The organism is Sporolactobacillus shoreae (assembly GCF_004684935.1).
Lineage (GTDB): Bacteria > Bacillota > Bacilli > Bacillales > Sporolactobacillaceae > Sporolactobacillus > Sporolactobacillus shoreae.
Genome location: NZ_SRJD01000003.1, coordinates 40,609 through 66,157, shown reverse-complemented (window position 1 = coordinate 66,157; position 25,549 = coordinate 40,609). Strand labels below are relative to the sequence as shown.

25 protein-coding genes and 1 riboswitch are annotated in these 25,549 nt (G+C 46.4%); of the genes, 6 read left to right on the top strand and 19 right to left on the bottom strand.

Translation table 11 applies throughout. From position 1 onward, the window contains the following. Nucleotides 1-3 precede the first annotated feature (3 nt). From ku to E4665_RS03665, 5 genes are all read right to left on the bottom strand, one after another. Complete coding sequence (gene ku, locus E4665_RS03685; protein WP_135347463.1) at nt 4-816, bottom strand: non-homologous end joining protein Ku; 813 nt, start codon at nt 814-816, stop codon at nt 4-6. 806 nt (nt 817-1,622) lie between these two features. Beyond that, on the bottom strand, nt 1,623-2,147 hold the full coding sequence (locus E4665_RS03680; protein ID WP_135347462.1) for a metallophosphoesterase family protein: 525 nt from the start codon (nt 2,145-2,147) through the stop codon (nt 1,623-1,625). Further along, nucleotides 2,147-2,749 (bottom strand): XTP/dITP diphosphatase, encoded by a 603-nt coding sequence (locus E4665_RS03675; protein WP_135347461.1) that lies wholly within the window; start codon nt 2,747-2,749, stop codon nt 2,147-2,149. Before E4665_RS03675 ends, E4665_RS03680 begins: the two co-directional genes overlap by 1 nt. Continuing rightward, nucleotides 2,746-3,498: a ribonuclease PH gene (rph, locus tag E4665_RS03670; protein WP_135347460.1), complete on the bottom strand. Its 753-nt coding sequence runs from the start codon at nt 3,496-3,498 to the stop codon at nt 2,746-2,748. Before rph ends, E4665_RS03675 begins: the two co-directional genes overlap by 4 nt. A gap of 93 nt (nt 3,499-3,591) precedes the next feature. After that, the gene (locus E4665_RS03665; RefSeq protein WP_241654651.1) at nt 3,592-4,614 is read right to left on the bottom strand and encodes a GerMN domain-containing protein; all 1,023 of its coding nucleotides are present in this window, start codon (nt 4,612-4,614) and stop codon (nt 3,592-3,594) included. Nucleotides 4,615-4,939: 325 nt separating this feature from the next. On the opposite strand from E4665_RS03665, the gene E4665_RS03660 reads away from it, so the two are divergent. Then, complete coding sequence (locus E4665_RS03660) at nt 4,940-5,362, top strand: hypothetical protein (RefSeq protein WP_135347459.1); 423 nt, start codon at nt 4,940-4,942, stop codon at nt 5,360-5,362. Between the two features lie 92 nt (nt 5,363-5,454). On the opposite strand, the gene E4665_RS03655 is transcribed toward E4665_RS03660, so the two are convergent. Continuing rightward, nucleotides 5,455-6,354 carry a cation diffusion facilitator family transporter gene (locus tag E4665_RS03655; protein ID WP_135347458.1) on the bottom strand — a complete coding sequence of 300 codons (900 nt, stop codon included), beginning with the start codon at nt 6,352-6,354 and terminating at the stop codon, nt 5,455-5,457. Between the two features lie 247 nt (nt 6,355-6,601). Continuing rightward, nucleotides 6,602-6,724: riboswitch (cyclic di-AMP (ydaO/yuaA leader) on the top strand. Between the two features lie 107 nt (nt 6,725-6,831). Here E4665_RS03655 and E4665_RS03650 point away from each other — a divergent pair. Next, complete coding sequence (locus E4665_RS03650) at nt 6,832-8,736, top strand: APC family permease (RefSeq protein ID WP_338325995.1); 1,905 nt, start codon at nt 6,832-6,834, stop codon at nt 8,734-8,736. A gap of 252 nt (nt 8,737-8,988) precedes the next feature. Continuing rightward, complete coding sequence (locus E4665_RS03645; RefSeq protein WP_135347457.1) at nt 8,989-9,231, top strand: SHOCT domain-containing protein; 243 nt, start codon at nt 8,989-8,991, stop codon at nt 9,229-9,231. Between the two features lie 73 nt (nt 9,232-9,304). Here the strand turns inward: E4665_RS03645 and E4665_RS03640 are convergent, their stop codons facing one another. The 4 genes from E4665_RS03640 to E4665_RS03625 are packed head-to-tail and all read right to left on the bottom strand — an operon-like array spanning nt 9,305 to nt 11,772. Then, nucleotides 9,305-9,628, bottom strand: a complete 324-nt coding sequence (locus E4665_RS03640) for a YnfA family protein (RefSeq protein WP_135347456.1) — start codon at nt 9,626-9,628, stop codon at nt 9,305-9,307. A gap of 17 nt (nt 9,629-9,645) precedes the next feature. Continuing rightward, complete coding sequence (locus E4665_RS03635; RefSeq protein WP_135347455.1) at nt 9,646-10,941, bottom strand: arsenic transporter; 1,296 nt, start codon at nt 10,939-10,941, stop codon at nt 9,646-9,648. 59 nt (nt 10,942-11,000) lie between these two features. After that, nucleotides 11,001-11,423 (bottom strand): arsenate reductase (thioredoxin), encoded by a 423-nt coding sequence (arsC, locus tag E4665_RS03630; protein WP_135347454.1) that lies wholly within the window; start codon nt 11,421-11,423, stop codon nt 11,001-11,003. Nucleotides 11,424-11,448: 25 nt separating this feature from the next. Beyond that, nucleotides 11,449-11,772 carry an ArsR/SmtB family transcription factor gene (locus E4665_RS03625; RefSeq protein ID WP_135347453.1) on the bottom strand — a complete coding sequence of 108 codons (324 nt, stop codon included), beginning with the start codon at nt 11,770-11,772 and terminating at the stop codon, nt 11,449-11,451. Between the two features lie 146 nt (nt 11,773-11,918). Here E4665_RS03625 and E4665_RS03620 point away from each other — a divergent pair, with 146 nt between their 5' ends. Then, entirely contained in the window at nt 11,919-12,917 is a 999-nt protein-coding gene (locus tag E4665_RS03620) for a ketoacyl-ACP synthase III (RefSeq protein ID WP_135347452.1), read from the top strand. A gap of 214 nt (nt 12,918-13,131) precedes the next feature. Beyond that, nucleotides 13,132-14,028 (top strand): phosphotransferase, encoded by an 897-nt coding sequence (locus E4665_RS03615; RefSeq protein WP_167815103.1) that lies wholly within the window; start codon nt 13,132-13,134, stop codon nt 14,026-14,028. A 47-nt stretch (nt 14,029-14,075) separates the two neighbouring features. Here E4665_RS03615 and murI read toward each other — a convergent pair whose 3' ends face one another. From murI to tkt, 5 genes are all read right to left on the bottom strand, one after another. Then, complete coding sequence (murI, locus tag E4665_RS03610) at nt 14,076-14,855, bottom strand: glutamate racemase (protein WP_135347450.1); 780 nt, start codon at nt 14,853-14,855, stop codon at nt 14,076-14,078. Between the two features lie 245 nt (nt 14,856-15,100). Next, nucleotides 15,101-16,186: a 3-dehydroquinate synthase gene (gene aroB, locus E4665_RS03605; RefSeq protein WP_135347449.1), complete on the bottom strand. Its 1,086-nt coding sequence runs from the start codon at nt 16,184-16,186 to the stop codon at nt 15,101-15,103. Between the two features lie 2 nt (nt 16,187-16,188). Next, nucleotides 16,189-17,187: a 3-deoxy-7-phosphoheptulonate synthase gene (gene aroF, locus E4665_RS03600; protein ID WP_135347448.1), complete on the bottom strand. Its 999-nt coding sequence runs from the start codon at nt 17,185-17,187 to the stop codon at nt 16,189-16,191. Further along, the gene (gene aroE / locus E4665_RS03595) at nt 17,184-18,095 is read right to left on the bottom strand and encodes a shikimate dehydrogenase (protein WP_241654649.1); all 912 of its coding nucleotides are present in this window, start codon (nt 18,093-18,095) and stop codon (nt 17,184-17,186) included. Before aroE ends, aroF begins: the two co-directional genes overlap by 4 nt. 32 nt (nt 18,096-18,127) lie before the next feature. After that, complete coding sequence (gene tkt, locus E4665_RS03590; protein WP_135347447.1) at nt 18,128-20,155, bottom strand: transketolase; 2,028 nt, start codon at nt 20,153-20,155, stop codon at nt 18,128-18,130. A 488-nt stretch (nt 20,156-20,643) separates the two neighbouring features. On the opposite strand from tkt, the gene aroD reads away from it, so the two are divergent. Further along, nucleotides 20,644-21,399, top strand: coding sequence for a type I 3-dehydroquinate dehydratase (aroD, locus tag E4665_RS03585; protein WP_167815102.1), 756 nt, complete (start codon nt 20,644-20,646; stop codon nt 21,397-21,399). A gap of 213 nt (nt 21,400-21,612) precedes the next feature. Here aroD and E4665_RS03575 read toward each other — a convergent pair whose 3' ends face one another. From E4665_RS03575 to E4665_RS03560, 4 genes are all read right to left on the bottom strand, one after another. Further along, nucleotides 21,613-22,779 carry a phenylacetate--CoA ligase family protein gene (locus E4665_RS03575; protein ID WP_135347445.1) on the bottom strand — a complete coding sequence of 389 codons (1,167 nt, stop codon included), beginning with the start codon at nt 22,777-22,779 and terminating at the stop codon, nt 21,613-21,615. Between the two features lie 4 nt (nt 22,780-22,783). Beyond that, entirely contained in the window at nt 22,784-23,713 is a 930-nt protein-coding gene (locus tag E4665_RS03570; protein ID WP_167815101.1) for a methyl-accepting chemotaxis protein, read from the bottom strand. Nucleotides 23,714-24,219: 506 nt separating this feature from the next. Continuing rightward, nucleotides 24,220-24,405 carry a hypothetical protein gene (locus tag E4665_RS03565; protein WP_135347443.1) on the bottom strand — a complete coding sequence of 62 codons (186 nt, stop codon included), beginning with the start codon at nt 24,403-24,405 and terminating at the stop codon, nt 24,220-24,222. A gap of 242 nt (nt 24,406-24,647) precedes the next feature. Continuing rightward, nucleotides 24,648-25,523: an SDR family NAD(P)-dependent oxidoreductase gene (locus tag E4665_RS03560; RefSeq protein WP_135347442.1), complete on the bottom strand. Its 876-nt coding sequence runs from the start codon at nt 25,521-25,523 to the stop codon at nt 24,648-24,650. Nucleotides 25,524-25,549: the final 26 nt, after the last annotated feature.

The following is a 25,549-nucleotide window of genomic DNA, read 5'->3' as shown; positions in this document are numbered from 1 at the left end:
GCGCTATACCGTTTTTTTCCGCCGCGGTGCCCGTCTCTTCGGCTTGGTCTCTCTGACACTCGCTTCAAGCGCAGCAAGTAGGTCGACCACATTCTTCTGCCTCGGAGCGTCCTTTTTCTCCTGGGGAATGATTCCGGCCACTTTGTTTTCAATCAGTTTCTGCATTTTCAGACGGTAGTCATCTTTATAGTTGTCGGGTTTGAATTCCGTTGTCAACTGTCCAACCAGCTGCGAGGCAATTTCCACTTCTTTGGGCGCATTTTCGGGAGCTATGTCGCTTAATCCGGGCACTTCATTCATGCTTCGCACTTCATCGGGATAATACAGTGTCTCAAGAAGCATCCCATTTCCATAACTGCGAATGGCCGCGAGATGCTGTTTGGCGCGAATAATAATATTGGCAAGCCCGATTTTATCTGAATCACTGATTGTCTGCCGCAGTAAAGAGAACGCCCGAAGTCCCTGCCCGCTGTCCGGTCCGATAAAGTAAGACTTTTCGAAATAAATCGGATCGATCTCACTGAGGTTTACAAAATTAATAATTTCAATGCTTTTGCTGCTGTCATCCTGCAGTTCATTCAATTCCTGCTCACTAATCGGCACAAATTGCTCAGGAGCGTATTCATAAGCCTTAATAATCTCTTCAGGCGTGACAGCCTTGCCGCATTTTGAACAGGTTCTTGTATAGTTGATTGGTGCCATGCAGTCTTTGTGAAGCATTCTTAATTTGATGTCTTTATCTTCCGTCGCTGTGTAGAGTTTGATTGGGATATAAACAAGGCCGAACTGAATTGAGCCTTTCCACATCGTGCGCATAGCTTTCACCTCGAAGGTAGTATGCGCCCAATAGGGAGAATGTATGATAAGTGAAGTATTCGCCGGGTAGGAGAAATAAAAAAAAGCCCTCAAAGGGCTCAATGGGGATTATTGCTTTAATGAAGTGCTCTACTAATATAGCAGAGAGTGAAACAATTTTCTATACTTTTTTAATAATTTAATGATTTTTAAATAACAAATTTACAAATCTGATTCAAAAGAGACCGCCAAATGATCCTTGGCGTCTTTTCTACATATCGTGCCATCACGAATGCCGTTTCAGTAGCATTGGCGGTAGACACTGTACTCTTGGTACATCGCAACCGAGCGCTGATACCCGCCCTTTTCTCAATTTCTACTTCTCGATTGTAGCAGTACAAAGCAGCGCGGACAACCCAATCAGAAGATTAGGAACAGAATGACAACGAGCATCCAGAACGGAAGGCAGATCGCCATCGCCCATGCCGCACCTTTAAAAAAATGACCTTCCACAAAACCACCTCAATCCTGATAACGAATCAAGCATGCAGCCGATCCGTATCTAATGGGCAGTTTTTCCAATTTCATGATGTCTCATTCATTCCTTGTAAAAAGAGGCCTTTTTACTCCTCCATCCATCCCTTTCTCCGTTGCAGAGCGCTACATAAGATAAACTATCAGGCAGACAATCAGACTGTCTGAAAATCCGCCGTATAAGTGCCCCTCCTCATCATTTCCGATGACACCTTGAAGAAGGTGTCATTTTATATGTGAAAAAGGCCCGGTTTCTGATTGCACAGAAACCGGGCCATCTTTAATAGCCAGATCTATTTGACATCCCATGAATATTCGGTAGTGAACTTTTTCACCGGCTCACCCTTAAAGTTAAAGTAATTCACCCTGATCCTCTTCCTGTCCGGGCTGAGATCGAGAATCACATATGTACCTTCTGGATAATTTCTCGGCAGGCGGAGGCTTCCGGGATTAATGCCTATCATACCTTGCTCTTTGAACGATCCGGCAAAATGTGTATGCCCATAACATATGACGTCAGCCTTTTCTTCAAGACCGCGATAAATCAGATTAGCCGGAGAAGTTCTGACGCCAAGCAAATGTCCGTGGGCAACCAACAGTTTAAGCGGACCAGACTGACGGACAATTTCATTTGGAAAATTCCCCGGTAAATCGCAGTTGCCTTCCACAGTCAGGTAATTCTGAATCTCCGGGCTGTCTGCCCGGAGTTCCGAATCACCGCAGTGAATCAAAGCCTCGACCTGTCCTTCATAACGCTTTTTCAATTCAGCTACTTCGTTCTTCAGGCCATGCGTATCACTGACGATCAGCCATTTCATTATTCCTCACCGGCCCAATTTTTCCAATTCGCCTTCAGTTGGCGGAGCGCCAGAGCGCGATGGCTGATTGTGTTCTTTTCTTCATCGCCCATTTCCGCGAAAGTCAGTTTCTCTTGTGGGACGAGGAAGACGGGATCATAGCCAAATCCGTCGCTGCCATGGCGTTCAAGTGTGATCAGTCCGTCGCAGCGTCCCTCCGCAAAACGAGTTGGCTTTCCGGGACGACTGAATGCCAGCACACACGTAAAATGGGCTGTGCGCTTTTCTAAAGGAATCCCGTCTAATTTTCCAAGTAATTTATCGATGTTTCGCTCACTGTCCTTTTCCGGACCTGAATAACGGGCTGAAAAGATTCCCGGTTCACCACCGATCGCGTCGACAGAGAGCCCGGAATCATCGGCAAGCGTGATCATATTCATTTTTTTGGAAAGCGTTTCTGCCTTCAAAGCGGCGTTTTCCTGAAAAGTTGTACCTGTTTCAGGCACATCAATGTCAATGCCAAGATCTTTCAGTGAGCGGACCTCCACATGAAAATCCGCGAGCAAAGTTTTGATCTCCCTGATTTTCCCCTGATTATTGGATGCAATTAATACTTGTGTCACTTACCGGTCCCCACCTTTTGCTCTGTCAGAATATCGCCGATCACTGACTTTTCGGCGGCAATCAGTTCTCCAATTCCCTTCTTGGCCAGACGGATCAGTTCAGCCAGCTCCTCGTCACTGAAAGTGGCTTCTTCGCCTGTCCCCTGTATCTCTACAAAATGGCCTTTGCTGTTCATGACGATATTCATATCCACATCCGTTGTGGAATCTTCTTTGTAGCACAAGTCGAGAATCGACCCGTAAACGGGATGGATACCGACCGAAGTGGCCGCCAGATAGGAATGGACGGGAATTTTTTCAATCTGCCCGCGGTCCATTGCTTTCTTAAAGGCAAGCACCATGGCGACAAACGCGCCAGTGATTGATGCCGTACGCGTTCCACCGTCCGCCTGGATCACATCACAGTCGATCCAGATCGTCCGCTCGCCGATCTGATCCAGAGCCACGACCGAGCGCAACGCCCGGCCAATCAGGCGCTGAATTTCCATCGTCCGTCCGCCTATCTTCCCGCGGGCGGATTCACGCATCGTACGCTCAGGGGTCGCCCGGGGAAGCATCGAATATTCGGCGGTAATCCACCCTTTTTTCTGTCCGCGCATAAACGGCGGAACCCTATCCTCTATACTGGCATTGCAGATCACTTTCGTCTGGCCGACCGTGATCAGCACAGATCCTTCCGGATGAATAATGTAACCCGTCTGTATTTGAATGGATCGAAGCTCATCATTTTTTCTTCCATCTGGTCTCATTACACCTATATCCTCCGGTCACTATATTTTTGCTCAAACTGAAGAGGGGCAGGCAACTGCCCCTCTTACTATACCATAATTTGTATCTGGTCATTACAGTCCGGACGCGTTTACCATTGACCGGGATACAGGCCCCGTGAGTGTCTTTCCTGACTCAAGTGTCACTTTACTGGAATTGCCAATCTTAATGGATACCTGCCTGATTCCACTTTCACCAGTCAGGGTCAGAACCAAACTGCGCAGCGCCTGATCACTGATCGTTTTGGATTCCTTATCTTCATAAATGGCGCTGTTAAAATGCAGCTGCACAACGCCATTTTTAATCACCGGTTTCTCAAGCAACTGAATATCCGGATTGAACGCTGAAATAAAGTCGCTTCCCGCAGGTTCATGAATCATCGCATTGACCAGCGCAGACAACGGATCAGCGGTGTCCGCAACGCGAACAGTGACCGGCACGTCAAAAGATTTGCCCTTGTCGGAAGCCAGATAATAAACCGTCTGAGACCGGCTGCCCGTCACATCCGCCACGCTTCCGAAGGTCATATTGATTCCATCCGCACGTGTCAGATCTCTTCCGACCGGTTGCCCACCGCCCGGCCACTCACTCAGTACTTTGCCGGCTACACTGATCGTCACGCTGTTAACCGTATCAAACTGGGTCGCCGTCCAGACAATGGACTGGACGATCCGCTCCCGATCCTCAGGTCTGGCACCAAGCAGATCTTTTGAAAAATCCGCAGTCAGATGACCTCCTGAATCTAGAGACGTACTGTTGACCACCGTATCCGAAGGCAGGACTGCCTGAAATCCGCTCGGCAGCAGATTACTCACCGGACCGTCTTTAACCAGATATTGAAGAACCTGTTTTACTGGCGTATGGGTATCCGGAAGAGCGGTCGGCTGCGGCACAAGTAAACCGGTGGCGTCGGTCAGGAACAGCTCCCTCTGAATATATTTAGTACTTTTAGAGATTTTGGCCAAATCCGCTTTGTTTTTAACATAACTCACGCTGTCCGGTTTCCTGTCGGCCGTCCCGCCGCATGCCGAAAGCAAAATCAGTGACAGCAGAAGCAATGCACCTGTTATTAAAGTAAATGATCGGCGATACATCATCGTTGACCTCCCTGATCCCTATGGGTTGTACTACCATGTATACGGGCCTGTCTGTCAAATAGACCGGGATCACTGTTAATTTTTTGAAAAGAGCTCTGCAAAAGGAAACCAAATAACCATTGCCAAGTGATAAAATGCGGAAGTATGGGAATAATGGCATTAGCCTAACTGAAAATCGGTTGAATTACTACTTCAGATTTGAAAAATGAACAGCAATCGCCTTATAATAAACACATTATTTGTTGGAAAAAGTTGAAAAGAAACGAATAGTTGCCGATCAATTGATTAAGAAAATATTTTTCACAAACAGCTCTTGAGCTGTTGTTTGGAGGTTTTAAAAATCAGACCTGAACCAACCCGTTCTGTGAAGGTGCCCCTTCTGACCGAATTAGATGAAGGGAGCATACCCTCGGATTCGTCGGCCGATACACATTATTATCCATACACGATTAAAGACGGAGAGCACGTCTTTCCCAGAACCTTCGCATTTGAAACATGCGGAGCGAACATTATTGATTTTATTGGTGCAGCACATTTTTCACTGTGGATCATTGAGCAGCGTCGGTTGTTTCTTAATGGGGACCGCGTGATCGTCCAAATGGAAGACGGCAGGATTTTTGCGGGCAAAGCAAAGATATTAACCTATAGCAGCCTGATCATCAGAAATAATGAAGGTATAAATTGCGAGGTCGTGGATTTTTCAAAGGTCCGCTTTCTTGGTCGGCTTGTTCGGGAAATTAATGCGTGACAAAAAAGAGGATGCCTGATGAGTCTTTTCTTGACTTACGGACATCCTTTTTTGGATTCAATCGTATTTCTACTTTTCCATAACCCAAACGATTATTTTTCTTTGTTTGACTCGCTACTCTCTGGACTGTTCTTCCGCTCATATTCCGGTTCCGCGTGAATGAGTATTTGCGCGCGGGGAATCTTACCTTGTATGCTCCCCTCTATTCGATCCGTTAACTCTTCCACGGCGTCAATCTCCAGATGGGAAGGGACAACAAGATGGAACTCAATGTATTCTTCCGGACCTGAACGTCTCGTTCGAAAATTGTGCACCTCAATGTACTCATTATGATAGGATTCAATGATGTCCATAATTTCAGTCTCTTCCTTCGCCGACAGTCTTGCGTCCATCAGCGGCGGGAAAGATACCTGGAGCAATTTGGTCGCTTCAAACATGATGTAACTAGCCAGAACGATGCCGATGATTGGATCTAAAATGGTCCATCCCGTCAGTGCGGCCAGAAGCAAACTGATGGCGACACCCAGTGAGGTGTAGACATCAGTCAAAAGATGAAACGCATTGGATTTCATAGCCACTGAATGCGTTCTGTCAGCCGTTTTATTAATTAATCTTGACACGAGAAAGTTAATTGTAGCCCCTACCAGCATCACCACAATGCCAAGTGTCGGGAGCTGCGTGGGTTCAGGGTGAATCAATTTTTTGACCGACTCGTAAATAATCCAGATTCCCGCCACATAGATGAGCAGGGTTTCAACCGTGCCCGATATATTCTCAACTTTTCCATGTCCATAGGGGTGTACTCTGTCAGCAGGTATCCCTGAAATACGGACTGAGAAAAAAGCGATGAGCGAAGCCATCAGATCAATCGACGTGTGGATCGCTTCGGACAGTACAGCCACAGAACCGGTAATCATCGCAACAATGATTTTCAACAAGACGACGAATGTGTTGCTCAGCACGGATAGAAACGCGACTCTTGACGGTTCCATCATTATACCCCCACATAAATAACGTAAAATTATGGTAACATATGGGCATCGGGTGGGTCTACAGCAACCTTCTTTCGATAGTGAATCTAACTTATCATGATAAAAATATGTTTTACGTAAGCAACATAATCCAGCGCGGACGTTTCATAAAGACATTCCCCTGAATTTTGGTAAAAGTGATATAAGAGGCTTTACAAACTGCGGACTCAGAAGTAAACTTCTGTTTGAAATAGAAAAAAATTTTCCACATCTTAAATCGCTTAATTCAAAGAAGCGGGGGAACCGGTCTTCAGGGGTGAATCCTTTTTAGGTAGGGCAACTTTCTTGCCCGAATCCGTCAGCTAACCTCGTCAGCGTTCGGAGAGAAGATGGGACAACTTTGTGTGCTGAAATAATGCCGCTGAGCTTGTGCTTAGCGGCTTTTTGCACGTTCCCTTTACAAGTTGAAAAGACTGGAATCTAAAGAGGGTGAAATCATTGGAGAACGTAGAATGGTTTAATATTATTATGATCATTATTGTCGCCGGTGGCGGATGGCTGTGCCTGCAAAATTTCAGCCTGGTTAAGCGCGTACTGATCGGTGCTCCGATGAAAACGGAGGCGCTACAATCAAAAAGCAATCACTTATTTTGGCTAATCGCCCTCCCGATATTATCCGCGGATTTGTACTCCTCAGTCGCCTATGGTCCTGAGGCGGGGATGAGCGAACTGGCTCAGCTCGGTCCGGATGCAAAATGGCTGATTCTGCCGATTACGGTCGCTGCCGTTCTTCTGCTCGCCATCCTGATCAACTCCTATATTATGGGTGTTCTGGCTTATCCGAATGGCGGAGGAGCCTACGCGATTGCGCGAGACAATTTTAAACATTCATGGGTTGCGGTTACAGCGTCGAGCGCACTACTCATCGATTATGTATTGACGGTCGCCGTGTCTGTTTCAGCGGCAGTAGCAGCCATTGCCTCAGCCTATCCGGCTGTAACACCCTATCGGACGACGATTGCGCTAATCTGTATCTTTGTTTTGCTGCTGATCAATTTACGTGGTGTCGCTGAAGCGGCCAAAGTGCTTGCCTGGCCGACATTCTTTTTCATGGCCTGCATGCTGGCGCTGATTGCATTCGGTTTTTTTAATGAATTCAGATTTGGCTTTGTTCAGGCGGCGACACCATCCTTTGGCACCGTGCCGAAAGATCTGACCGCTCTCCTGGTCTTAAAAGCATTCAGTTCGTCGTGTTCCGCTCTGACCGGAATTGAAACCATATCCAACTCGGTGCCGATCTTCCGCAATCCAAAGCAAAAAAATGCCATAAAAACGTATGTGGCACTCGGTATTCTTGAAGGTGTCACACTGCTGGGCATCGCCTATCATCTGTATGTACATGGCATATCGGTCCATTCAAGCAATACGATGCTGTCGCAGTTAACCGCTTTGATTTTCGGCAATGGGCTAATTTATCAGTTGATCACTTGGTCAACATTTGTTGTTCTAATCCTGGCCGCCAACTCGACGTTCAATGGGTTCTCCCAACTCGCAGCGATTGTCGCTTCTGACGGATTTCTTCCGCGCAAGCTGGCTCAGCGCGGCGACCGGCTGTCTTATTCAAATGGCCTGATTACACTGGCCGCTTTGGCCGGGTTGCTTGTCGTCTTTTTCCATGCGGAAACTAACGCACTAATCCCGCTTTATGCCATCGGCGTGTTTGTCTCATTTACAATTGCTCAGATCGGTCTCGTCCGCCGCTGGGGCCATATCAAAGGCCGGCACTGGAAAGTGAACTTAGCCATTAATGGCATTGGCGCTGTCGTGTCTGCCGTTGTTGCGCTTATCTTCGCGGTCACGAAGTTCACAGGCGGTGCCTGGATTATCATCGTTATTTTACCTTGGTTTGCCTGGCTTTCCCTCGCGATCTCAAGGCACTATAAGGAAGTCCGTTCACAACTGCATATCGACTTGGCGCTGGATCGCCCAGTTACACATGAAGTGACGTCGATCGTCCTAATTTCCGGCATCCACCGAGTCGTTAACAATACGCTTTCATTCGCCAAAAGTATAGACACAAACGTCGTCGCCGTCTACGTCGGATTTGATGATGCGTCGATTGAGCGGATTCAGAAGCAATGGAAAGAGTGGGGTTCGCCGTGCCAACTAGTCACGCTGAAGAGCCAGTACCGTTCCCTGATCGGACCCATATCATCATTTATACGCGATATACAGAAAGAGAAAGGAAAGGACAGTTACATTCACATTCTGATGCCGCAGTTCATCATGAAAAAAAGCTGGCATAACCTTCTGCATAATCAAAGCGCACTGATTTTGCGTACTTGGCTTTTTCTGCACAAGGATGTTGTCATCACAACTGTGCCGTTTCACTTAAAAAAATAGCTCTGTTAAAACTTGTTTGTTATTTTTCGCTTCAGGCACTCGCTTTCCACTCAAATCAGTAATGGGCAAAATCAACATTTAACGTTAACATAGCCAAAAAAATAGAAATCCAAAGACAAGAAAAAGTGACATTTTACAAAAAAACAATATGAAATTGAAGTTGCCTAAAGTAAAAAATGCCGAGGGCACTTTTTACTTTACTTGAGTGAATCGGCGCATGGTATAATGACAATGAGAGGATGGTGAAGCGCCATGATGGGTTGGTACGGTAACGGTATGATGGGCGGCTTCGGTCTTGGTTTAGGCCTGTTGGGCGGAGTAATTAATCTATTATTTTTCATTGCAGTCATTTATCTTATTGTCATCCTGGTAAAAAAATTGATGAATCAACCGTCAGCAATAGATAAAAGTCAGGCGATCTTAAACGAACGGCTGGCAAAGGGCGAAATTACAGAAGAAGAGTATCAGAAATTGAAAAAGATATTGAATGGATAAGTTCATTCGAAAGCGTTAAAAAACGGTGAGAAAAAGGAATCCGCTTTTCCTCACCGTTTTTCTATGTATTGCTTTAAGCACGCGGCCAAATGATCACAGCAACGCCAATGAGGCAGATCAGGCAACCGATCAAATCGTAAAGATCAGGCGTCTTTCTGTCAATCCACCATCCCCAAAGCAGGCTCATGGCTATAAAAATCCCTCCATATGCAGCATAGACACGGCCAAAATCCGGAAATGACTGCCACGTCGCAATAACACCATAGAAAAAAAGCACAAGCCCACCGATCAATCCAAGCCATCCTGACGCGCCGGCGCGCAGCCACTGCCAGATCAGGTATCCTCCCCCGATTTCAGCACAACCTGCAAGGAAGAAGATTAAGATTGCCCGCAACATTTGCATTCACCACCTTTTCAGCCAAAGATAAGGATCGATAAATAGGCTCCGAACAATGTCATAAACAGAACAGGTAGTGTGATCACAATGCCAATTTTAAAGTACTGACCCCATCGGATTTTGATCCCTTTCTCAGACAGGACATGAAGCCAGAGCAAGGTTGCCAAGGATCCGATCGGAGTCATTTTCGGACCAAGATCCGCTCCAATCACATTGGCATAGACAAGCGCCTGATGCATCACGCCGGAGATAGATGTTGCATGAATAGACAGCGCGTTGATCATGACCGTTGGCAGATTATTCATTGCTGCCGACAGAATGGCGGACAGGAAGCCCATCATCAATGTACCTGTAAAGAGTCCTCCCCGCGTCCCTTCTTCAATTACTCCGGCAAGCAGATGGATCAACCCTGCATTTCTCAGCCCGTAGACAACGACATACATGCCAAGCGAAAAGAAGACAATGCTCCATGGCGCGCTTTTTAAAATTTTAACCGTGTGAATGGCTGAACTACGGCTCCCTAGAAACAAGAAAATCGCGGCAATTGCCAATGCAATAAAAGAAACTGGAATCTTCACCAGGCTGCTGAGAAAATAGCCGATAACTAAGACAGTCAGAACAAACCATGAAATGTGAAACATACGAATGTCCTTAAGGACTGTAGCTGGTTTTTTTAAATCACGCAACTGATAATGAGCCGGCCAGTCTTTGCGGAAATAGAGATACAGCACAGCGATACTTGCAAAAAGAGAAAAAACGGTCGGGATAATCATATGCAGCGCATATTTTCCAAACGAAACACCAAAAAAATCGGCGGACACGATGTTGACGAGATTGCTGACAACGAGCGGAAGCGATGTTGTATCCGCGATGAATCCGCTGGCAATCACAAATGGAAAAACGCGACGTTCATCAAAGTTAAGTGCGCGGACCATAGCCAGAACAATCGGCGTCAGAATTAAGGCACCGCCATCGTTCGCAAAGAACGCCGAAATCAGAGCGCCAAGAATGGAAATAAAAATAAACATGCGGATACCGTTCCCGCGCGCGATCAGCGCCATATGCAGTGCGGCCCATTCAAAGAACCCAATATGATCGAGAATCAACGAGATAATGATAATAGCGACAAAGGCCAGCGTCGCGTTCCAGATGATGCTTGCCACTTCAATAACGTCGTTAAAATGAACCACACCGACAAGCAGGGCGAGCAGAGCCCCACCGCAGGCCGACCAGCCGATCGACAGATTTCTAGGCTGCCAGATTACAAGAATAAGTGTAAGTAAAAAAACAAGAATAGCTAAAACCGCAGACATTTTGTGTACTCCTTCAGTGACTGAATAAACTTACAATTTAGTAATGCTTTATGACTCATTCAGACCTTTTCATCCTCGGCAAACTGGTGGATTCGCTTCTCGATGCCGTCCCGTACGTGCCGGAATACCGCCCATTTTTCTTCTTCCGTGCCCTCTGCCTTAGCAGGATCATCAAATCCCCAATGTTCGCGCCGAACACCCGGAGGCGTCATCGGGCAGCGTTCTTCGGCATCGCCGCACAGTGTGACTACAAGATAAGCCTGATTCAGGAGACTCATGTCAATCAGTTTGGATTGCTGACCGGAGATATCAACTCCAGCTTCCTCCATAACTTTCACCGCATTGGGATTCAGACCGTGTGCTTCAATGCCGGCCGAACGGACTTCGTAATCTTCTCCAAGATATTTCTTACCGAAACCTTCAGCCATCTGACTGCGGCATGAGTTTCCGGTGCAAAGAAAATAGATGATTTTTTTTGCCATTTTAATTCTTCCTTCCATTGTGTTTTTACGAGCAACAGTCCGGATCATCACAGGCTTTGATGTTCTGATCCGGGAGCGCGTCGATAATGCCTGACAGATAAGCGGGAAGTTCCTCGTTCAACCGATAATACACCCACGTTCCCTGTTTTCTCTCATTGATGATGCCCGAAACGCGCAGCTTTTTCAGATGCTGGCTGATGGAAGGCTGGGAAGCATCCAGAAGATCGACCAATTCGCAGACGCAAAGCTCCCTGACTTTTAAATAAGACAGGATGGTCAGTCGTGTCCTGTCCCCCAAAAGCTTAAGTTTTGACGACAGATCAGAAATCATTTCCACTTCAGCAATCATATATCCACCTCCAATTATATATTTATAAAATTATATTAATACTTACTTATGTATTTAGCAATTTAAAAGTTTGAGAGGTCTTATGAATAAATTAGTACCTGATAATAATATCTGATATAATATACAAAAAAGAGAAGAGGATTATCATGAAATCAAAAGCAAAAATAATTGCTATAGGGGCTTATGTACCAGAACGAAGACTGACAAACCATGATCTGGAACAACTGGTTGATACCTCAGATGAATGGATTGTCAGAAGAACTGGCATAAAAGAGAGAAGGATACTTCCGGAAAATCAATTTTCCAGTGATCTGGCATTTGGAGCTGTCCAGAATCTGATCGACAGATACCAAGCTTCTTTGGATGATGTCGATTTGATTATTGTGTCTACCTCAACCCCTGATTTTGCTTTTCCAAGCGTTGCCGCTCAAGTGCAGGCAAATTTCCACATAAGCAGTGCCGGCGCCTTTGACCTGAATGCAACGTGTGCAGGATTTGAGTATTGTCTCCATCTAGCAAACGGTCTTGTAACAAGCGGATTAAATAAAAAAGTTTTAATTGTGGCCGCTGAATCTATGTCGAAAGTAACGGATTACACAGATCGCTCGACATGTGTGCTTCTCGGGGACGGTGCCGGTGCAGCAATTGTTGAGTATAGTGAGGACGGTCCTGATTTTTTGGGATCAATTATGGGCGCTGATGGCAGTATGGGTAAATTACTTTATAGGACTGGGCTATCGAAAGTTATGAACGGCAAAAAGTTGATTGACACAGGAAAGGTGGTTCAAAACGGTCCTGAGCTGTACAAATGGGTAGTAAAAAATGTGACAAAGAGCATCACACAATTAGTTGAAAACAGCGAGCTTGATTTCTCAGATATTAACTGGTTTGTTCCTCACAGTGCCAATCTCAGAATGATTGAATCAATCAGCGAACGATTGGATTTTCCAATGGAAAAGGTGTTGTACAGCCTTGAATATTACGGAAATACATCGTCCGCCACAATTCCCCTTGCTATTTCGGATGCCATTAAAGCAGGGAAAATTAAGAAAAATGATCGCCTGCTTCTCTACGGATTCGGAGGAGGTGTGGTTCATTGCGGACAGATTATCAAATGCAGGCTTAATGGATTGGAGAGCGACTGATACCGTTCTACATGTTGATAAAATCGGTAGTTATAGAAATAAATCGGTATTCCTCAAAAAATATCGGTCGTCCAGTATCTATCACCATTCGCAGAAATTTTCCCATGCACTGCCTTGGGTGAAAATCATTCTTCATATGGATTCATGCGACAGTGTACTGTTTATACGCCTGCGCATATCGTACATAACTAATTTTAAAGAGAGGAAATTGCCTATGAGCAACGATTATATTCCACAATTGTTAAATACAGTCGAAAGTATGGGGCTGAAACATGTGAATCCAAACGTCTTGAGCGATACAGGGAACTTGATTGTTCATCTTTCGCCTTATCCAGTTGTTGCCCGGATCATTAAATTATCCTCCGAGGACGATTCTGACTTTTGGAAAAATGTACTGATTCGTGAGCTGCATGTAGCTGAACATCTAAAGAAAAGCGGCATACCCATCGTTTCTTACTGCACAGAAATAAATCCAGGTCCTTATATGATTGACGGTACCTGGATGACTTTGGATTATACTTCAATCCTGCCGGACAAGATTGGTGAACTTAAAGCAGTCGATATGTTAAATGAAATGGCAATTGCCATGAGAAAATTTGTGGAGCCTCTCCCTCGTCTGGGTGCCTGGAGAAATGTAAGACAAGCTGTTGAACATTTGCAGAGTATCAAAAATAAAGATGACCGTGTATCACGCTTGCTGGAAGAGTTCACAAAAGTAGATTTAGAAATCCATCAATGCAAAAGTCTATTACCTTCACACGGCGACGCACACCCTAAAAACCTTGTTTCCACTCCTTCAGGCTGGCGATGGATTGATTTTGAAGATGCATCTCTAATGCCTAAATTCTGGGATGTAGCATCATTCATTGGAAACAAAATTTTACTACACGATATAGAAGAACCAATGACTCATTTTATTTTGAACCAGAATGATGTATTAAATGACAAAGCAGTATTTCAATTTGCTCTCAAAGCACGGGTTGTTATGTCAACGATAATGAATTTATCTCTTGCCATGAGTGGAGACGGTGATTCAACATTCTCCATTTCCCAACTAGACCACCTTGATCATTTCTTTACAATAATGGAAGACGAACTGCTATTCAAGTGAATAGGTTTTATTGGCGCACAGCGTCGCAATGAGAATAGGTATTATTTTCATTGCAATTCATCGAGCCTGCTCAGAAGTTCCTGATAATGGACAAGCGTTTCCTGATCTTCCACTTTTACGCTGGATTTATAGTAGGACAAAGTACCTGTTCCGTCGCCGATCTGATGGCGTTCGCCCAGAATTCTTTTCAGATTTCTGGCCGTGCCGATACCGCCATCGATGATATCCGTTTCTTTCGGAAATAATTTTCTGACACTGTCCTTAAAAAAAGGAAAATGGGTACAGCCAAGAACCACTGTTCCATACTCTTTTAAGTCAAATGGTTCCAGCTGTTCTTCTAAATAAGGGAGCACCTGCTCTTCACTGAAAATAAACTTTTCAGCAAATGCGACCAACCCCGGCAGTGCGAGACCGTCAACGATGTCATGCTTATCAATACGCTCAACCAGCTGGTGGAACTTCACTTCTTTAAGCGTCAGCCTGGTTGCCATAACCAGCACTTTTTTTCTCTTTTTTTCACTCTGCTGGACTGCCGGTTTTACAGCAGGTTCAATCCCAAGGACGGGAAAACTGAACTTTTGGCGAAGGTCCTCGATCGCAACACTTGTTGCCGTATTGCAGGCAATGACCAATGCTTTCAAATTCTGGGCAGCCAAAAAATCTGCCGCTTCAAGAACATATTTTTTTACATCTTCTTTTGTTTTTTCTCCATAAGGCACATGCGCTGTGTCTGCATAAAAAATATAATCTTCGTCCGGCAGCAGCTTCATCGCCTGATGAAGGACGGTCATTCCGCCGATACCGGAGTCAAAAACAGCTATCTTCACTGATTCCACTCTCTTTTTTCTTTTTTTCACTCATAGTATCCAGTATAGCACCTGTTCCATCATTTTCAGCCAAAAATATTTTTAGGCACTAAAGGGACCGTGAATTGAAGAACGATTGAGTTATTCGTTTATCGAAATTTTCCGGTCGAATGCTAAAACCGGGCAAAAATCGCCCGGTCCTAAATCCGTAATATGCATTGTTTTGCATTCGGGTGATTGCTTTCCTCAGGCGATCCATGAGCCTCCTATCGTTCCTGTTCAGGCATTTTTCCAGAGAAAAACAGGCCAGCCCGATCACCTGGAAGAGGATAAAGTGCAGGACGGCCCAGTGCCTGCAAGTAAACCATATTCAACCGCCCACCGCGATTCTTCTTGTCATTTTTTACTTTTTCATAAAAATCAGGTGTTCCGATCAGTGACGAAGCGACGGGTAACCCCGCTGCCTGCAGCCGGTTTGTCAGTATCGCTGCCGCACCCGGTGGGGACAATCTATATTTTTCAAAAAGTGCGGACAATTGCACCATACCGATGCTGACTGCTTCACCGTGCGCCAGCTTCCCCTGGGCGAGTAATTCAATCGCATGGCCAATTGTATGGCCGAAGTTCAGGATCTGTCTGCGGCCGTTTTCCTTCTCATCGTCCATGACCACTCCGGCTTTAAACGTGACACTCTGTTCAATCAGCGCTTCCGCATGAAGCAACATATCTTCCGGCCGGTTGATCTGTTCGATGAGCTTCCAGAAACCGTTCCCGGAAAGAGCTGCCATTTTGACGACTTCCGCGTAGCCTTCCGCGAGGTAGCGCTTGGGCAATGTGGCCAGCAGATCAGGATCAATAAAAACAGCGTCCGGCTGATAAAAGGTCCCAACCAGATTCTTACCTGTTTCCAGATCAATCGCTGTCTTTCCGCCGACACTACTGTCCACCTGTGCCAGCAGTGATGTGGGGACCTGAATCAATGCAAGTCCGCGCATATAAGTTGACGCGACAAAGCCTGCCAGGTCGCCAACGACGCCACCACCCAGCGCCAGAATGCCATCCGTTCGTTGAAAATGATCAGTCATGAGCATCCGGTATAATCGGATCGTTTCCATCCAGTTCTTGGATGCCTCTCCAGCCGGTACCTGATAAGCCGCCACACGAAAACCGGCGTCACTCAGCTGCCGGATCACCTGCTCTTCGTAGAGCGGTGCGACATGGCTGTCACTGATTACAGCGATCTGACGCGGCGTCCAGATCTTCGCGGTCCATGTTCCCAGATGATTCAGCATGCCCGGCTCAATGTGGATGGAATACTGTTTCTCCGGCAAATCCACCTGAATGGTTTTCACAATTATCCCTCCCAGGCATCCATTAATCTCCTGAGGTCAAAAACATGCTGCGCCATCTTCAGATATGTGTCCGGTTTCAGTGCTTGCGGACCATCAGAAAAGGCGTGATCTGGAGCATCATGAATTTCGACAATCATCCCGCTCGCACCGGATGCCGCGCCGGCATAAGCCATCGGCGCGACCAAATCCCAGACACCGACTGCATGGCTTGGATCAACAATAACCGGGTAATGGGTCAGTTTCTGCAGAACCGGAACTGCCGCCAGATCGAACGTATTCCGTGTGTATTTATTGTCAAATGTGCGAATGCCGCGTTCAATCAGCATGATGTTGTGATTCCCGCCGCTCGCTATATACTCGGAAGCATTAAGCAAGTCATCCACGGTTCCGGACATGCCGCGTTTCAAAGCAACTGGAATCTGTGTTTTCCCTACTGCTTTTAATAAGGAAAAATTCTGCATGTTACGCGCACCAATCTGAAAAACATCGGTATATTGGGCAACCAGCGGGACATGACTTTCATCCATAACCTCGGTAATGACATCCATTCCGTTCTCGTCGGCAGCCTCACGCAGAAAACGTAACCCTTTTTCCCCCAGCCCCTGGAACGAATACGGGGACGTCCGGGGCTTAAACGCCCCGCCGCGCAGCACAGTCGCGCCGCCTTCTCGTGCAACTGCCGCCATGCGCTGCACATGTTCTTCTGATTCTACAGAACACGGACCGGCCATCAGCGTAAAATTTTTCCCACCGATCTGCGTGTGGGGCAGCCTGATGATCGTATCTTTCGGATGAAAAGTCCGGCTTCCCTGCACGTAGGACGGCGTTTCCGGAATCACCTTGCTGATCGCCGCTGATTCACGGGCTGTAAAGTTGTAGTGATCCAGTCCGACCACGGCCATATGGGTCTCCGTTGAAAAAACCTGTTTCGGCATTCGCTCGAATTTCTCTTTTAATTCACCGATGATTTCCGTATTTGGCTGCCTGAATTGAATAATCATGATCCAATCCCTCCGTTTTTGTTTTCTGATTCTTTCTCGATCGCTGCTCTGACGGCATCGACCGGCATTTCTTCGTGTGTCCAAAGTTTAAATGACTGTGCCCCCTGGTAAATCAGCATACCCAGTCCATTGACTGTTTCGCAGCCACTCGCTTCAGCTGCCAGCAGTAAACGAGTTTTCCTTGGTTCATAAATGACGTCACAGACAACAGTAGTCGGAAGTAGTAGCTTCATTTCTTCTCCGGTCAGTGGCATTGACTGCCTGTCATTCCCCATGCCGATATGGGTTGTATTGATGAGAAAATCACTGGCACGCACGGCACGCTGCAAATTTGTCCGATCATCATAGGCGTAGAGACGAATCGGCGTCTGATAAAAACGTGCCAGATCCCTTAGCCTTGCTTCTACCTTCGGGAACGTGGCGTTGTGGCGCTTGAAAACATGGATCATCCTCAGCCCTTCGGAAGCACCGGCGGCAATAATGGACAGTCCGGCGCCGCCCGCACCGAGAATCGTCACCGTTTTGTTTTTGATCACGTAGTGGTGGGCCCGCAGATTTTCAAAGAAACCTGTTCCGTCCGTATTGGCGCCGATCAAGCGGCCCTGACGATGGATCACCGTATTCACGGCACCGACAATTTTCGCCGTCGGAGTCAGTTCGTCCAGATAAGGAATCACCTGTTTCTTAAAGGGCATGGATAAATTCACTCCGCCCATATTCAGCTCACGTATACTTTGGATCGCGCCGCTGAAATCCGATGTCAGATCAAAAGCAAGATATACGGCATTGATCTGCCGGCGCTGAAAACTGAGATTATGCATCAGCGGAGACAAACTGTGCTCCGCAGGATGGGCAAACAGACCATAGAGACGCGTTCGTCCATCAATTAAGTCCGTCAGCTGACTCACTCCTTTTCCCCCATCCATAAAATGATCTGTTTTCAGTCCCATGCAGATGCAGTATCCGGAACGTTCCGGATTAACTGACGATATGCGTTGACAATATGATTCACAGTGAAGCCATAGGCCGGGAGAAGGTCCGCTGCCGGACCGCTGGCACCGAACCGGTCGATACCAAGACTAATGCCGTCGGATCCGGTAAAATGTTCCCAGCCCAGCGTCGCACCCATTTCGACCGATATTCTCCGGCGCACCCGGGAAGGCAGCACTGCTTCACGGTATACCGGACTCTGCCGGTCAAACCGGTCAAAGCTCGGCATTGAAACGACGGAAACATCGTGCCCCTCTCTGCGCAGTTCATGCTGTGCTTCCACGGCCAGATGTACTTCAGAACCGGTCGCAATCAGAATGCCTTCGGGTTTATCGCCTTTCTGAGGCGAAAGAACGTAACCGCCGCGACGAACCCCGTCACGAGCCAGATCCGCTGTGGCCGGCAGCACCGGCAATTTTTGCCGGGAAAGGACGAGTACTGTCGGCTGTGCCTGGGACTGGAGCGCCGCTTCCCAGGCAGCCACCGTTTCATTGGCGTCTGCCGGACGGATCAGCGACACATTGGGCATCGTCCGAAGGTTCATCAGCTGTTCCACCGGCTGATGCGTCGGACCGTCCTCCCCGACAGCAAGCGAATCATGGGTGAAAACATAGATCACCGGCAGATGCTGCAGTGCGGCCAGACGAATTGCTGCCCGCATATAGTCTGAAAAGACAAAGAAGGTTCCGCCGAAAACCTTGCTGCCTCCGTGAAGCAGAATTCCGTTCAGTGCCGTTCCTTCGATGAACTCACGGACACCAAAAGCGATGTTGCGTCCGGTCCGGTTGGCCGCGCTGAATTGTCCCCCGCCCTCAATGTCTGTCTTATCGGAACCAGACAAGTCTGCCGAACCTCCCCAGAGAAACGGGATTTCTCTGCAGACCGACTGAATGACCTGATGGCTCGTATTGCGCGTTGCTTCCTGGGTTCCTTGCGGATACTTTGGTAGCATATTCTTCCAGTTGTCCGGCAAACGGCAGGCGAGTGACTGCTTCAGCTGTTGGGCCAGTTCCGGATTGCGTGCCTCCCATCCGGCAATGTGTTGGTGCCAGAGCGCTTCAGCCTGCGCCCCGCGATCCGATACCTTATCCCGGAACCGGTCATAGACAGCCGCGGGGACAGTAAATTCAGCCGCACTCCAGTGCAGGTGTTTCCTGAGTGTTTCCATACCTGCCGGACCCAGCGGTGTGCCGTGAGCTTTATTTGTCCCCTGATCCGGAGCGCCGAAACCAATCACGGTCCTGACTTCAATGATCGACGGCCTCTCCGTTTGCTTCATCGCTTCAGCAATTGCTGTATCAATACCGTTCAGATCATTGCCGTTGGCGACAGACAGATAGTTCCAGCCGTAACTTTCAAAACGGCGGCGGATATCGTCGGAACAAGCACAGGAAGTCGGTCCGTCCAATGAGACATCATTCGAGTCGTAAAGAACAATCAGTTTATTCAGTTTCAGATGCCCCGCCAGACTCGCCGCTTCATGCGAGACTCCCTCCATCAGATCGCCGTCGCCGCAAAGTACGAAAGTGTGATGGTTAATGACAGCCAAATGTTCCCGGTTGTACATTGCGCCCAAATGCGCTTCAGCCATTGCCATCCCGACAGCCATACCCAGACCCTGTCCCAGTGGTCCCGTGGCGGCATCAATCCCGCGGGGGACACCCCGTTCCGGATGACCCGGCGTTTTACTGCGGAACCGGCGAAACTGCTTTAGATCCTCGATGGATAATGAAAACCCCGCCAGATGCAGCATGCTGTACAGCATAGCCGATCCATGACCGGCCGACAGAATAAAACGATCACGGTTAAACCATTCCGGATCCCCCGGATTCAGATTCAGATAGTTCCTCCATAATACATAAGCCATCGGCGCAGCGCCCAAAGGAAGACCCGGATGGCCGGAGCCGGCTCGCTCAATACTCTCACAACTCAGCATACGCACTGCATTGACACATAATTGATCGATCTCGTCAAACATGATGTTCACTCCTTCCTGTTTTCACTTTTATCTGATGCCCTAATATACGAAAAAGAGTCCCGGGCAGTCAATAAACCCGGGACTCTTAATCCATTTTTCCTCATTGATGATCCGAGGATATAAAAGAGCCGCACAGCTTATTGACAATTTTCATTGCAACATCTATGCGGCTTCGTTTTTCCTGTAAATACATGCTTAAAAACTCCGGCCGGTATAGATGCAAACGGGGAAGTGTTTGCACCTACACCATGCGTAGCTGCAAACACTAGCTAAAGCTGAGCCAGTCGAAGTAATAATATCGATTCAATTGTGAAATTAATTGATGCTTCACTTTTGCCATTTTAAAGGGCTCCTTGAATGATAGTGAAACTAACATATCAACCCTGAGGATCTTTGTCAAGCCCTGTTTTAAACTGTCTGCCGGATCAATTGACAGAGCAGTCCGTCTATGCTACCCTCTCATTAAAATCAGGATGGGAAGGTACACCATGAAATCCGTCTCACTGAACCGACTGCCTATCGGCTCCGGATTACCCAAAATCTGTATCCCGATCGTTGCCCACACGCAAGAGGAAGTTATGAAAACAGCGGTACAGGTTGTCCGCAGTCCTGCTGATCTGGTCGAATGGCGCCTCGACTTCTTCGACAGCCTTTCTCCTGAGACCGTGCTGGAAACAGCAACAGAACTCAGACAGATGCTTCACGGTCTCCCCCTCCTCGCCACTTTTAGGAGTCACCGGGAAGGCGGACAGCAGCAGACTGACGACAGCGCTGGCATCCGTATCTATCACTGTCTGATGGACAGGCAACTGGCCGAAGCAGTCGATCTGGAACTGTCGCAACCAGCGGACATCCGCCGCAGCATCCTGTCTTTGGCCAGACAAACAGATACTAAAGTGGTTATGAGTTACCATGATTTCCGCCGGACACCGTCACAGAAAACCATTGAAGGGATACTTGGGAAGATGGCGGCCGAACAGGCTGATATTGCCAAGATTGCCGTTATGCCACAAACGCCGGCTGATGTACTGAGGCTTCTGAGCGCCACCGTGTCTGCCCGATCCCGCCTCAATATCCCTGTTGTGACCATGGCCATGGGCCCGCTAGGTAAACTGTCGCGGATCAGCGGCAGTTTAACCGGATCCGCCATCACATTCGGGATCCTGGATCATGCTTCGGCACCAGGCCAGATCGAGGCCGGTTTATTGAAAAATTTTTTAGACGAATTAACCGTTGATCAGTGATAGGATCTTTTTGGAAAAAACACTGGCACATTTTTTCAAAACCGTAAAAAAACAACAGCCGGCCCTTCATCAGGAACCGGCCGGTGCTATAATTTGAGTTCTCCGAACCCGAGCAGTTCACCAACCGCCCGGGAGCGCCCTTTCACACTAAGCTTCTGCATCGTGTGAGTCATGCATGACTCTTACAAACTAATTTTCACCAATTGATTATGTTTACTCTTTCTCGATATGAACATATTTACTGTAGGCCGGTTTCCCCACAAGCTTCTCAATCGGAATAATTTCCTCTATCCGAACTTCAGCCTCGAGATCCGATCGTTTATAAATTTCATTTTTAATGCGATCACTTGGTATATCCTGATCCGGTGTATATTGAAGTATAAACGTAACGGTGTCTCCGTTTTGTTTTACTTTCCATAATAGCGGTATCCGATCCAAGGAATAGATCAATTCTTGTAAATCATAAAAGGTCCATTCTTTTCCATGCCAAATAATTGTATTTTCGTCTCTGCCGTAGTGGATCAAGACAGGGGTTTGATCTTCACTTGCCGGATCCGGGTCCCTAATTTCCAGCAGATCGTGATTATAATAGCGTAATAGAGGCATTCCCTCCCGAGTAGTTGACAGAACACCGTTACCGCGGACACCATGAGCTACTGGATGACCGTCGTCATCAACTACCTCAATCTTTACGTGCGGATTATTCAATCGATAATAACCGTCCTGATCGCTTACAAACAGGCCTCCTGTTTCTGTACTTCCAAAAAAAGTAAATACAGGAACACCCCAAAGCTTTTCAAAATATTCCTTTCGTTTGGGCGAAACTAACTCTCCGGCAAGGAGTAGAGCTCTTAACCCATTTGTCGGGAATGGAATGTGAAGTTGTTTTGCAACTTCAAATATTTTTTCCGCTTCTGACGGCAACAGGGCTAAGATACTTGGTTTTGCTCTTTGCATGATTTCTACAACTCTTCGGTCCGGCGTTATCATACTTGCCTTGTCTGCGCCAATATGAGTTGCTCCTGTTTCCTGGCATGCCCAGTACAAAATAAAAGAAGGGATGGCCAGGGCAAAGGGAAACCGGTTCAGCAATATATCATTTTTATTCAAATTTAATTTCGATTGGAGGATAACTTTGAATTCCTTAGTCACGTCGGAATGACTGTACCAACTCGGAGTAGGCGTGCCCGTCGTGCCACTTGTCTCATGGTATGTTGCAATATCTTCAATAGGTGCACCTAACAAGTCATACGCCGAAGTATTCCGGAGTTCGTCCTTTGTCGTAAAGGGAATGTCCTCCCACTTACTGAGTGTTAACCCCGCTAACTTCTTTCGATAAAAAGGAGACCTTAATGCTGAAGTAACAAAAACATCATCCATAACCTTAACCCCCTGCAACTTCTTTTTTGTCACGTGATTCTAAGTTGTTATAGTTCTTGATGATCATCTCAAAAGAAGAACAGAATTCTTTTAGAAGCGTATCAAGTTGATTAATCTTAGCTGTCCCGCCTTGCTGCACTTTCATCGTAAATTCGGTAATTTTTTTAACCTCTTCTGTTCCCGCTGCCAGCTGCTGCACAGCAGCGGTCATTTCCATGACTTGATCAGAAGTACCGCTGACTTCCTGAATAATCGTCTTAAAATAGTTCTTTGTTGTATTCATTGTTGTCATGCCGTCTGAGACTTTTTCCATACTGTCTGACGTAATTTCAACCGCTTTGTGCACATTTGACTGAATTGAAGATAAGATATTGGAAATGTGATCTGCTTCTTCTTTTGACTTATCCGATAACTTTCCGACTTCATTCGCCACAACCGCAAAGCTTTTTCCAGATTCACCCGCTCTAGCCGCTTCAATAGACGCATTAAAAGACAATAATCTTGTCTGTTCTGCTATGTCTGTGATTGTATGGACAATCTGATCAACTTGACCCGAGTGATCGGCCAGATTAGCAATGAATTTTGACAGCTGACTTGTTGTCTCGTAAATGGACTGCATTTGTGTGAGCAGATTACCGATTAATTTATAGCCCTCATTCGCGGCTACCGACGCCTTTTTTGATGTGTCTGAAACCTTTTCTGAACTGGAAGCAATCTGTTGAATACCACTCGTAACTTCTGTCATGGTATCTGTGCTTTTGACCACATTATCAGTCTGAATCGATGCACCATGTGATATGTCTCCAGCAACATTAACGAGTGTCTCCATATGATCCGTTAATGCAACAGTTTGGTGAAACAAGTCAGAGACAGCATATTTCGTGTACTGTGCAGTATCACTTTCCTGGGGGGTTAAAATCTCTGCAGCCGGCACTGTTAACGCTTCTGGTGACCGAAGAGACACACACCGATAAACTAAGATAAGCCCAATAATTGTCATGCAAAGGGAAATAAGTGGTATCATTCCTTCCCATACATTAAAACCGCTGCTCGTAAAAAAATACGCAAGCAACAGATTGGGCAAAATGAAAATAGCAGATATGACTATGTATAGCTTTAATCTGATGCTCATACTCCAATCCCTTTCTCTGAATCATTTTTTATCACATTTTTAATATCGGCGATCAAGAATAATCATTTAGGCTTGGTTCACGAAATGATGAGATAGATTTAATCTTGAAGTTCAAAATCGCTTCATTAGAAGTGCGACCATGGATCTGTTTTAAATTTTATCGCACGCAAAAAGAACATATCTTCCCCAAAATAATAATAAATGTTCCATAGGTCAAAATGTAGTCAGTTGACCGGCTATTATTGTGTATAAAAAAGGAGCCCCCACTGATTAGGCTCCTTTTTATTGATTACCTCTGAAGCACAGGATTAACCTTTTACATCAATAAGTCTACCACGACCTTCTGCGGCTTCACTGCCCTGATCATTATCATGATCTTTATCCGCTGAAGCTGGTTGTACTTGCTGAGTCTGCTGTGCAGCTTGCAACTGTTGAGCTTGCGCTTGCTGAATGGCATAATCAGGAGTTCCTGACGAAACACCACTTATCGGCATACTTACATCTCCTTCAAATTAACTTCATACACATTATCGTCACATTTTAGACAATATTTAAGTGAAATGAACTTCCATAGTAAAAATTTATATTAGATTATTATTCATAGAACTTTCATTTCAAAATCGTTACCCTAATGTTTCGTTAGAGTTTCTTTTTTAAAGAGAAGGGGACCTTTTTTGAGGGTGTTTCTATCTAAATCTTGACTCATCAATTGTTCACTCCTTTCCATGTATTTGATTTAACCAAGGTAGCCTCGTTGCTCAAGTATGTCTTGTGTTTCCTTCCACAACTTACTCTGCATCGCAACATCTCCGCCAGGTGATTTCGGTTCAATTGCATTCCCGGTTCCAACATTAAAATACCCTCCTGTCACCTCTTGATATTTGGGTTCCACGATTAATCGGGTAATAATATCAGCCCCTCTTCTCGGATCTCCGATATGGAAGATTTTTAAAAGACGTTCAATAACGTTTGCAAACCTGAGTTCACGTCCAAGTCCGGTAACATTAAATCCAGGATTTAGCGCATTCACACTGATTCCGGTGCCCGCCCATTGTCGAGCCAGTTCAGCAGTGAACATGATATCCAATAATTTTGTTTTTCCATAAATGGCGGATGAGCCGCGGGCAGTAAAAGGAGTGGTATCGGTTAAATCCTCGGGAAGCTTTAACACTCCATGATTACGTGAAGCTTCGGAAGCAACATTAACAACTCTAGCCTTGCCTGCGTTCTGTAAGGATGGTTTCAAAGCATGTGTCAATAGCCACGGTGCTAAATAGTTTACAGCAATCATTTCTGGAAATCCCTCGGAAGTAATGCGCTGCTCAAATGCATGAATCCCTGCATTGTTCAAAAGTACGTCGATTTTAGGGTAAGCAGCAGCTATTTCTTTGCCAACCCGTTTAGCATCCGTCATTACCGATAGGTCTCCGAAAAAAAAGGCGACATTCACTGAAGGATTAGTGTTTTCAATGATTTTTTTCGTTGCCTCAGCACGTTCTTTGCTTCTTGCTGTCAGAACAAGGTCAAACCCGCGCTTTGCTAATTCAATTGCGACAATCTGCCCCAGACCGCTTGTTGCTCCTGTTATGACAACGACTGAATTTTTAGACATGGTCAATCTCCTTTGTGTGCTACAAT

What these genes read in the sequence shown, in the direction of transcription:
- ku (WP_135347463.1), bottom strand. Translation starts at nt 816, where the DNA reads ATGCGCACGATGTGGAAAGGCTCAATTCAGTTCGGCCTTGTTTATATC.
- E4665_RS03680 (WP_135347462.1), bottom strand. Translation starts at nt 2,147, where the DNA reads ATGAAATGGCTGATCGTCAGTGATACGCATGGCCTGAAGAACGAAGTA.
- rph (WP_135347460.1), bottom strand. Translation starts at nt 3,498, where the DNA reads ATGAGACCAGATGGAAGAAAAAATGATGAGCTTCGATCCATTCAAATA.
- E4665_RS03665 (WP_241654651.1), bottom strand. Translation starts at nt 4,614, where the DNA reads ATGATGTATCGCCGATCATTTACTTTAATAACAGGTGCATTGCTTCTG.
- E4665_RS03655 (WP_135347458.1), bottom strand. Translation starts at nt 6,354, where the DNA reads ATGGAACCGTCAAGAGTCGCGTTTCTATCCGTGCTGAGCAACACATTC.
- E4665_RS03645 (WP_135347457.1), top strand. Translation starts at nt 8,989, where the DNA reads ATGATGGGTTGGTACGGTAACGGTATGATGGGCGGCTTCGGTCTTGGT.
- E4665_RS03640 (WP_135347456.1), bottom strand. Translation starts at nt 9,628, where the DNA reads ATGTTGCGGGCAATCTTAATCTTCTTCCTTGCAGGTTGTGCTGAAATC.
- E4665_RS03635 (WP_135347455.1), bottom strand. Translation starts at nt 10,941, where the DNA reads ATGTCTGCGGTTTTAGCTATTCTTGTTTTTTTACTTACACTTATTCTT.
- arsC (WP_135347454.1), bottom strand. Translation starts at nt 11,423, where the DNA reads ATGGCAAAAAAAATCATCTATTTTCTTTGCACCGGAAACTCATGCCGC.
- E4665_RS03625 (WP_135347453.1), bottom strand. Translation starts at nt 11,772, where the DNA reads ATGATTGCTGAAGTGGAAATGATTTCTGATCTGTCGTCAAAACTTAAG.
- E4665_RS03620 (WP_135347452.1), top strand. Translation starts at nt 11,919, where the DNA reads ATGAAATCAAAAGCAAAAATAATTGCTATAGGGGCTTATGTACCAGAA.
- E4665_RS03615 (WP_167815103.1), top strand. Translation starts at nt 13,132, where the DNA reads ATGAGCAACGATTATATTCCACAATTGTTAAATACAGTCGAAAGTATG.
- aroF (WP_135347448.1), bottom strand. Translation starts at nt 17,187, where the DNA reads ATGATTATTCAATTCAGGCAGCCAAATACGGAAATCATCGGTGAATTA.
- tkt (WP_135347447.1), bottom strand. Translation starts at nt 20,155, where the DNA reads ATGTTTGACGAGATCGATCAATTATGTGTCAATGCAGTGCGTATGCTG.
- aroD (WP_167815102.1), top strand. Translation starts at nt 20,644, where the DNA reads ATGAAATCCGTCTCACTGAACCGACTGCCTATCGGCTCCGGATTACCC.
- E4665_RS03575 (WP_135347445.1), bottom strand. Translation starts at nt 22,779, where the DNA reads ATGGATGATGTTTTTGTTACTTCAGCATTAAGGTCTCCTTTTTATCGA.
- E4665_RS03565 (WP_135347443.1), bottom strand. Translation starts at nt 24,405, where the DNA reads ATGCCGATAAGTGGTGTTTCGTCAGGAACTCCTGATTATGCCATTCAG.
- E4665_RS03560 (WP_135347442.1), bottom strand. Translation starts at nt 25,523, where the DNA reads ATGTCTAAAAATTCAGTCGTTGTCATAACAGGAGCAACAAGCGGTCTG.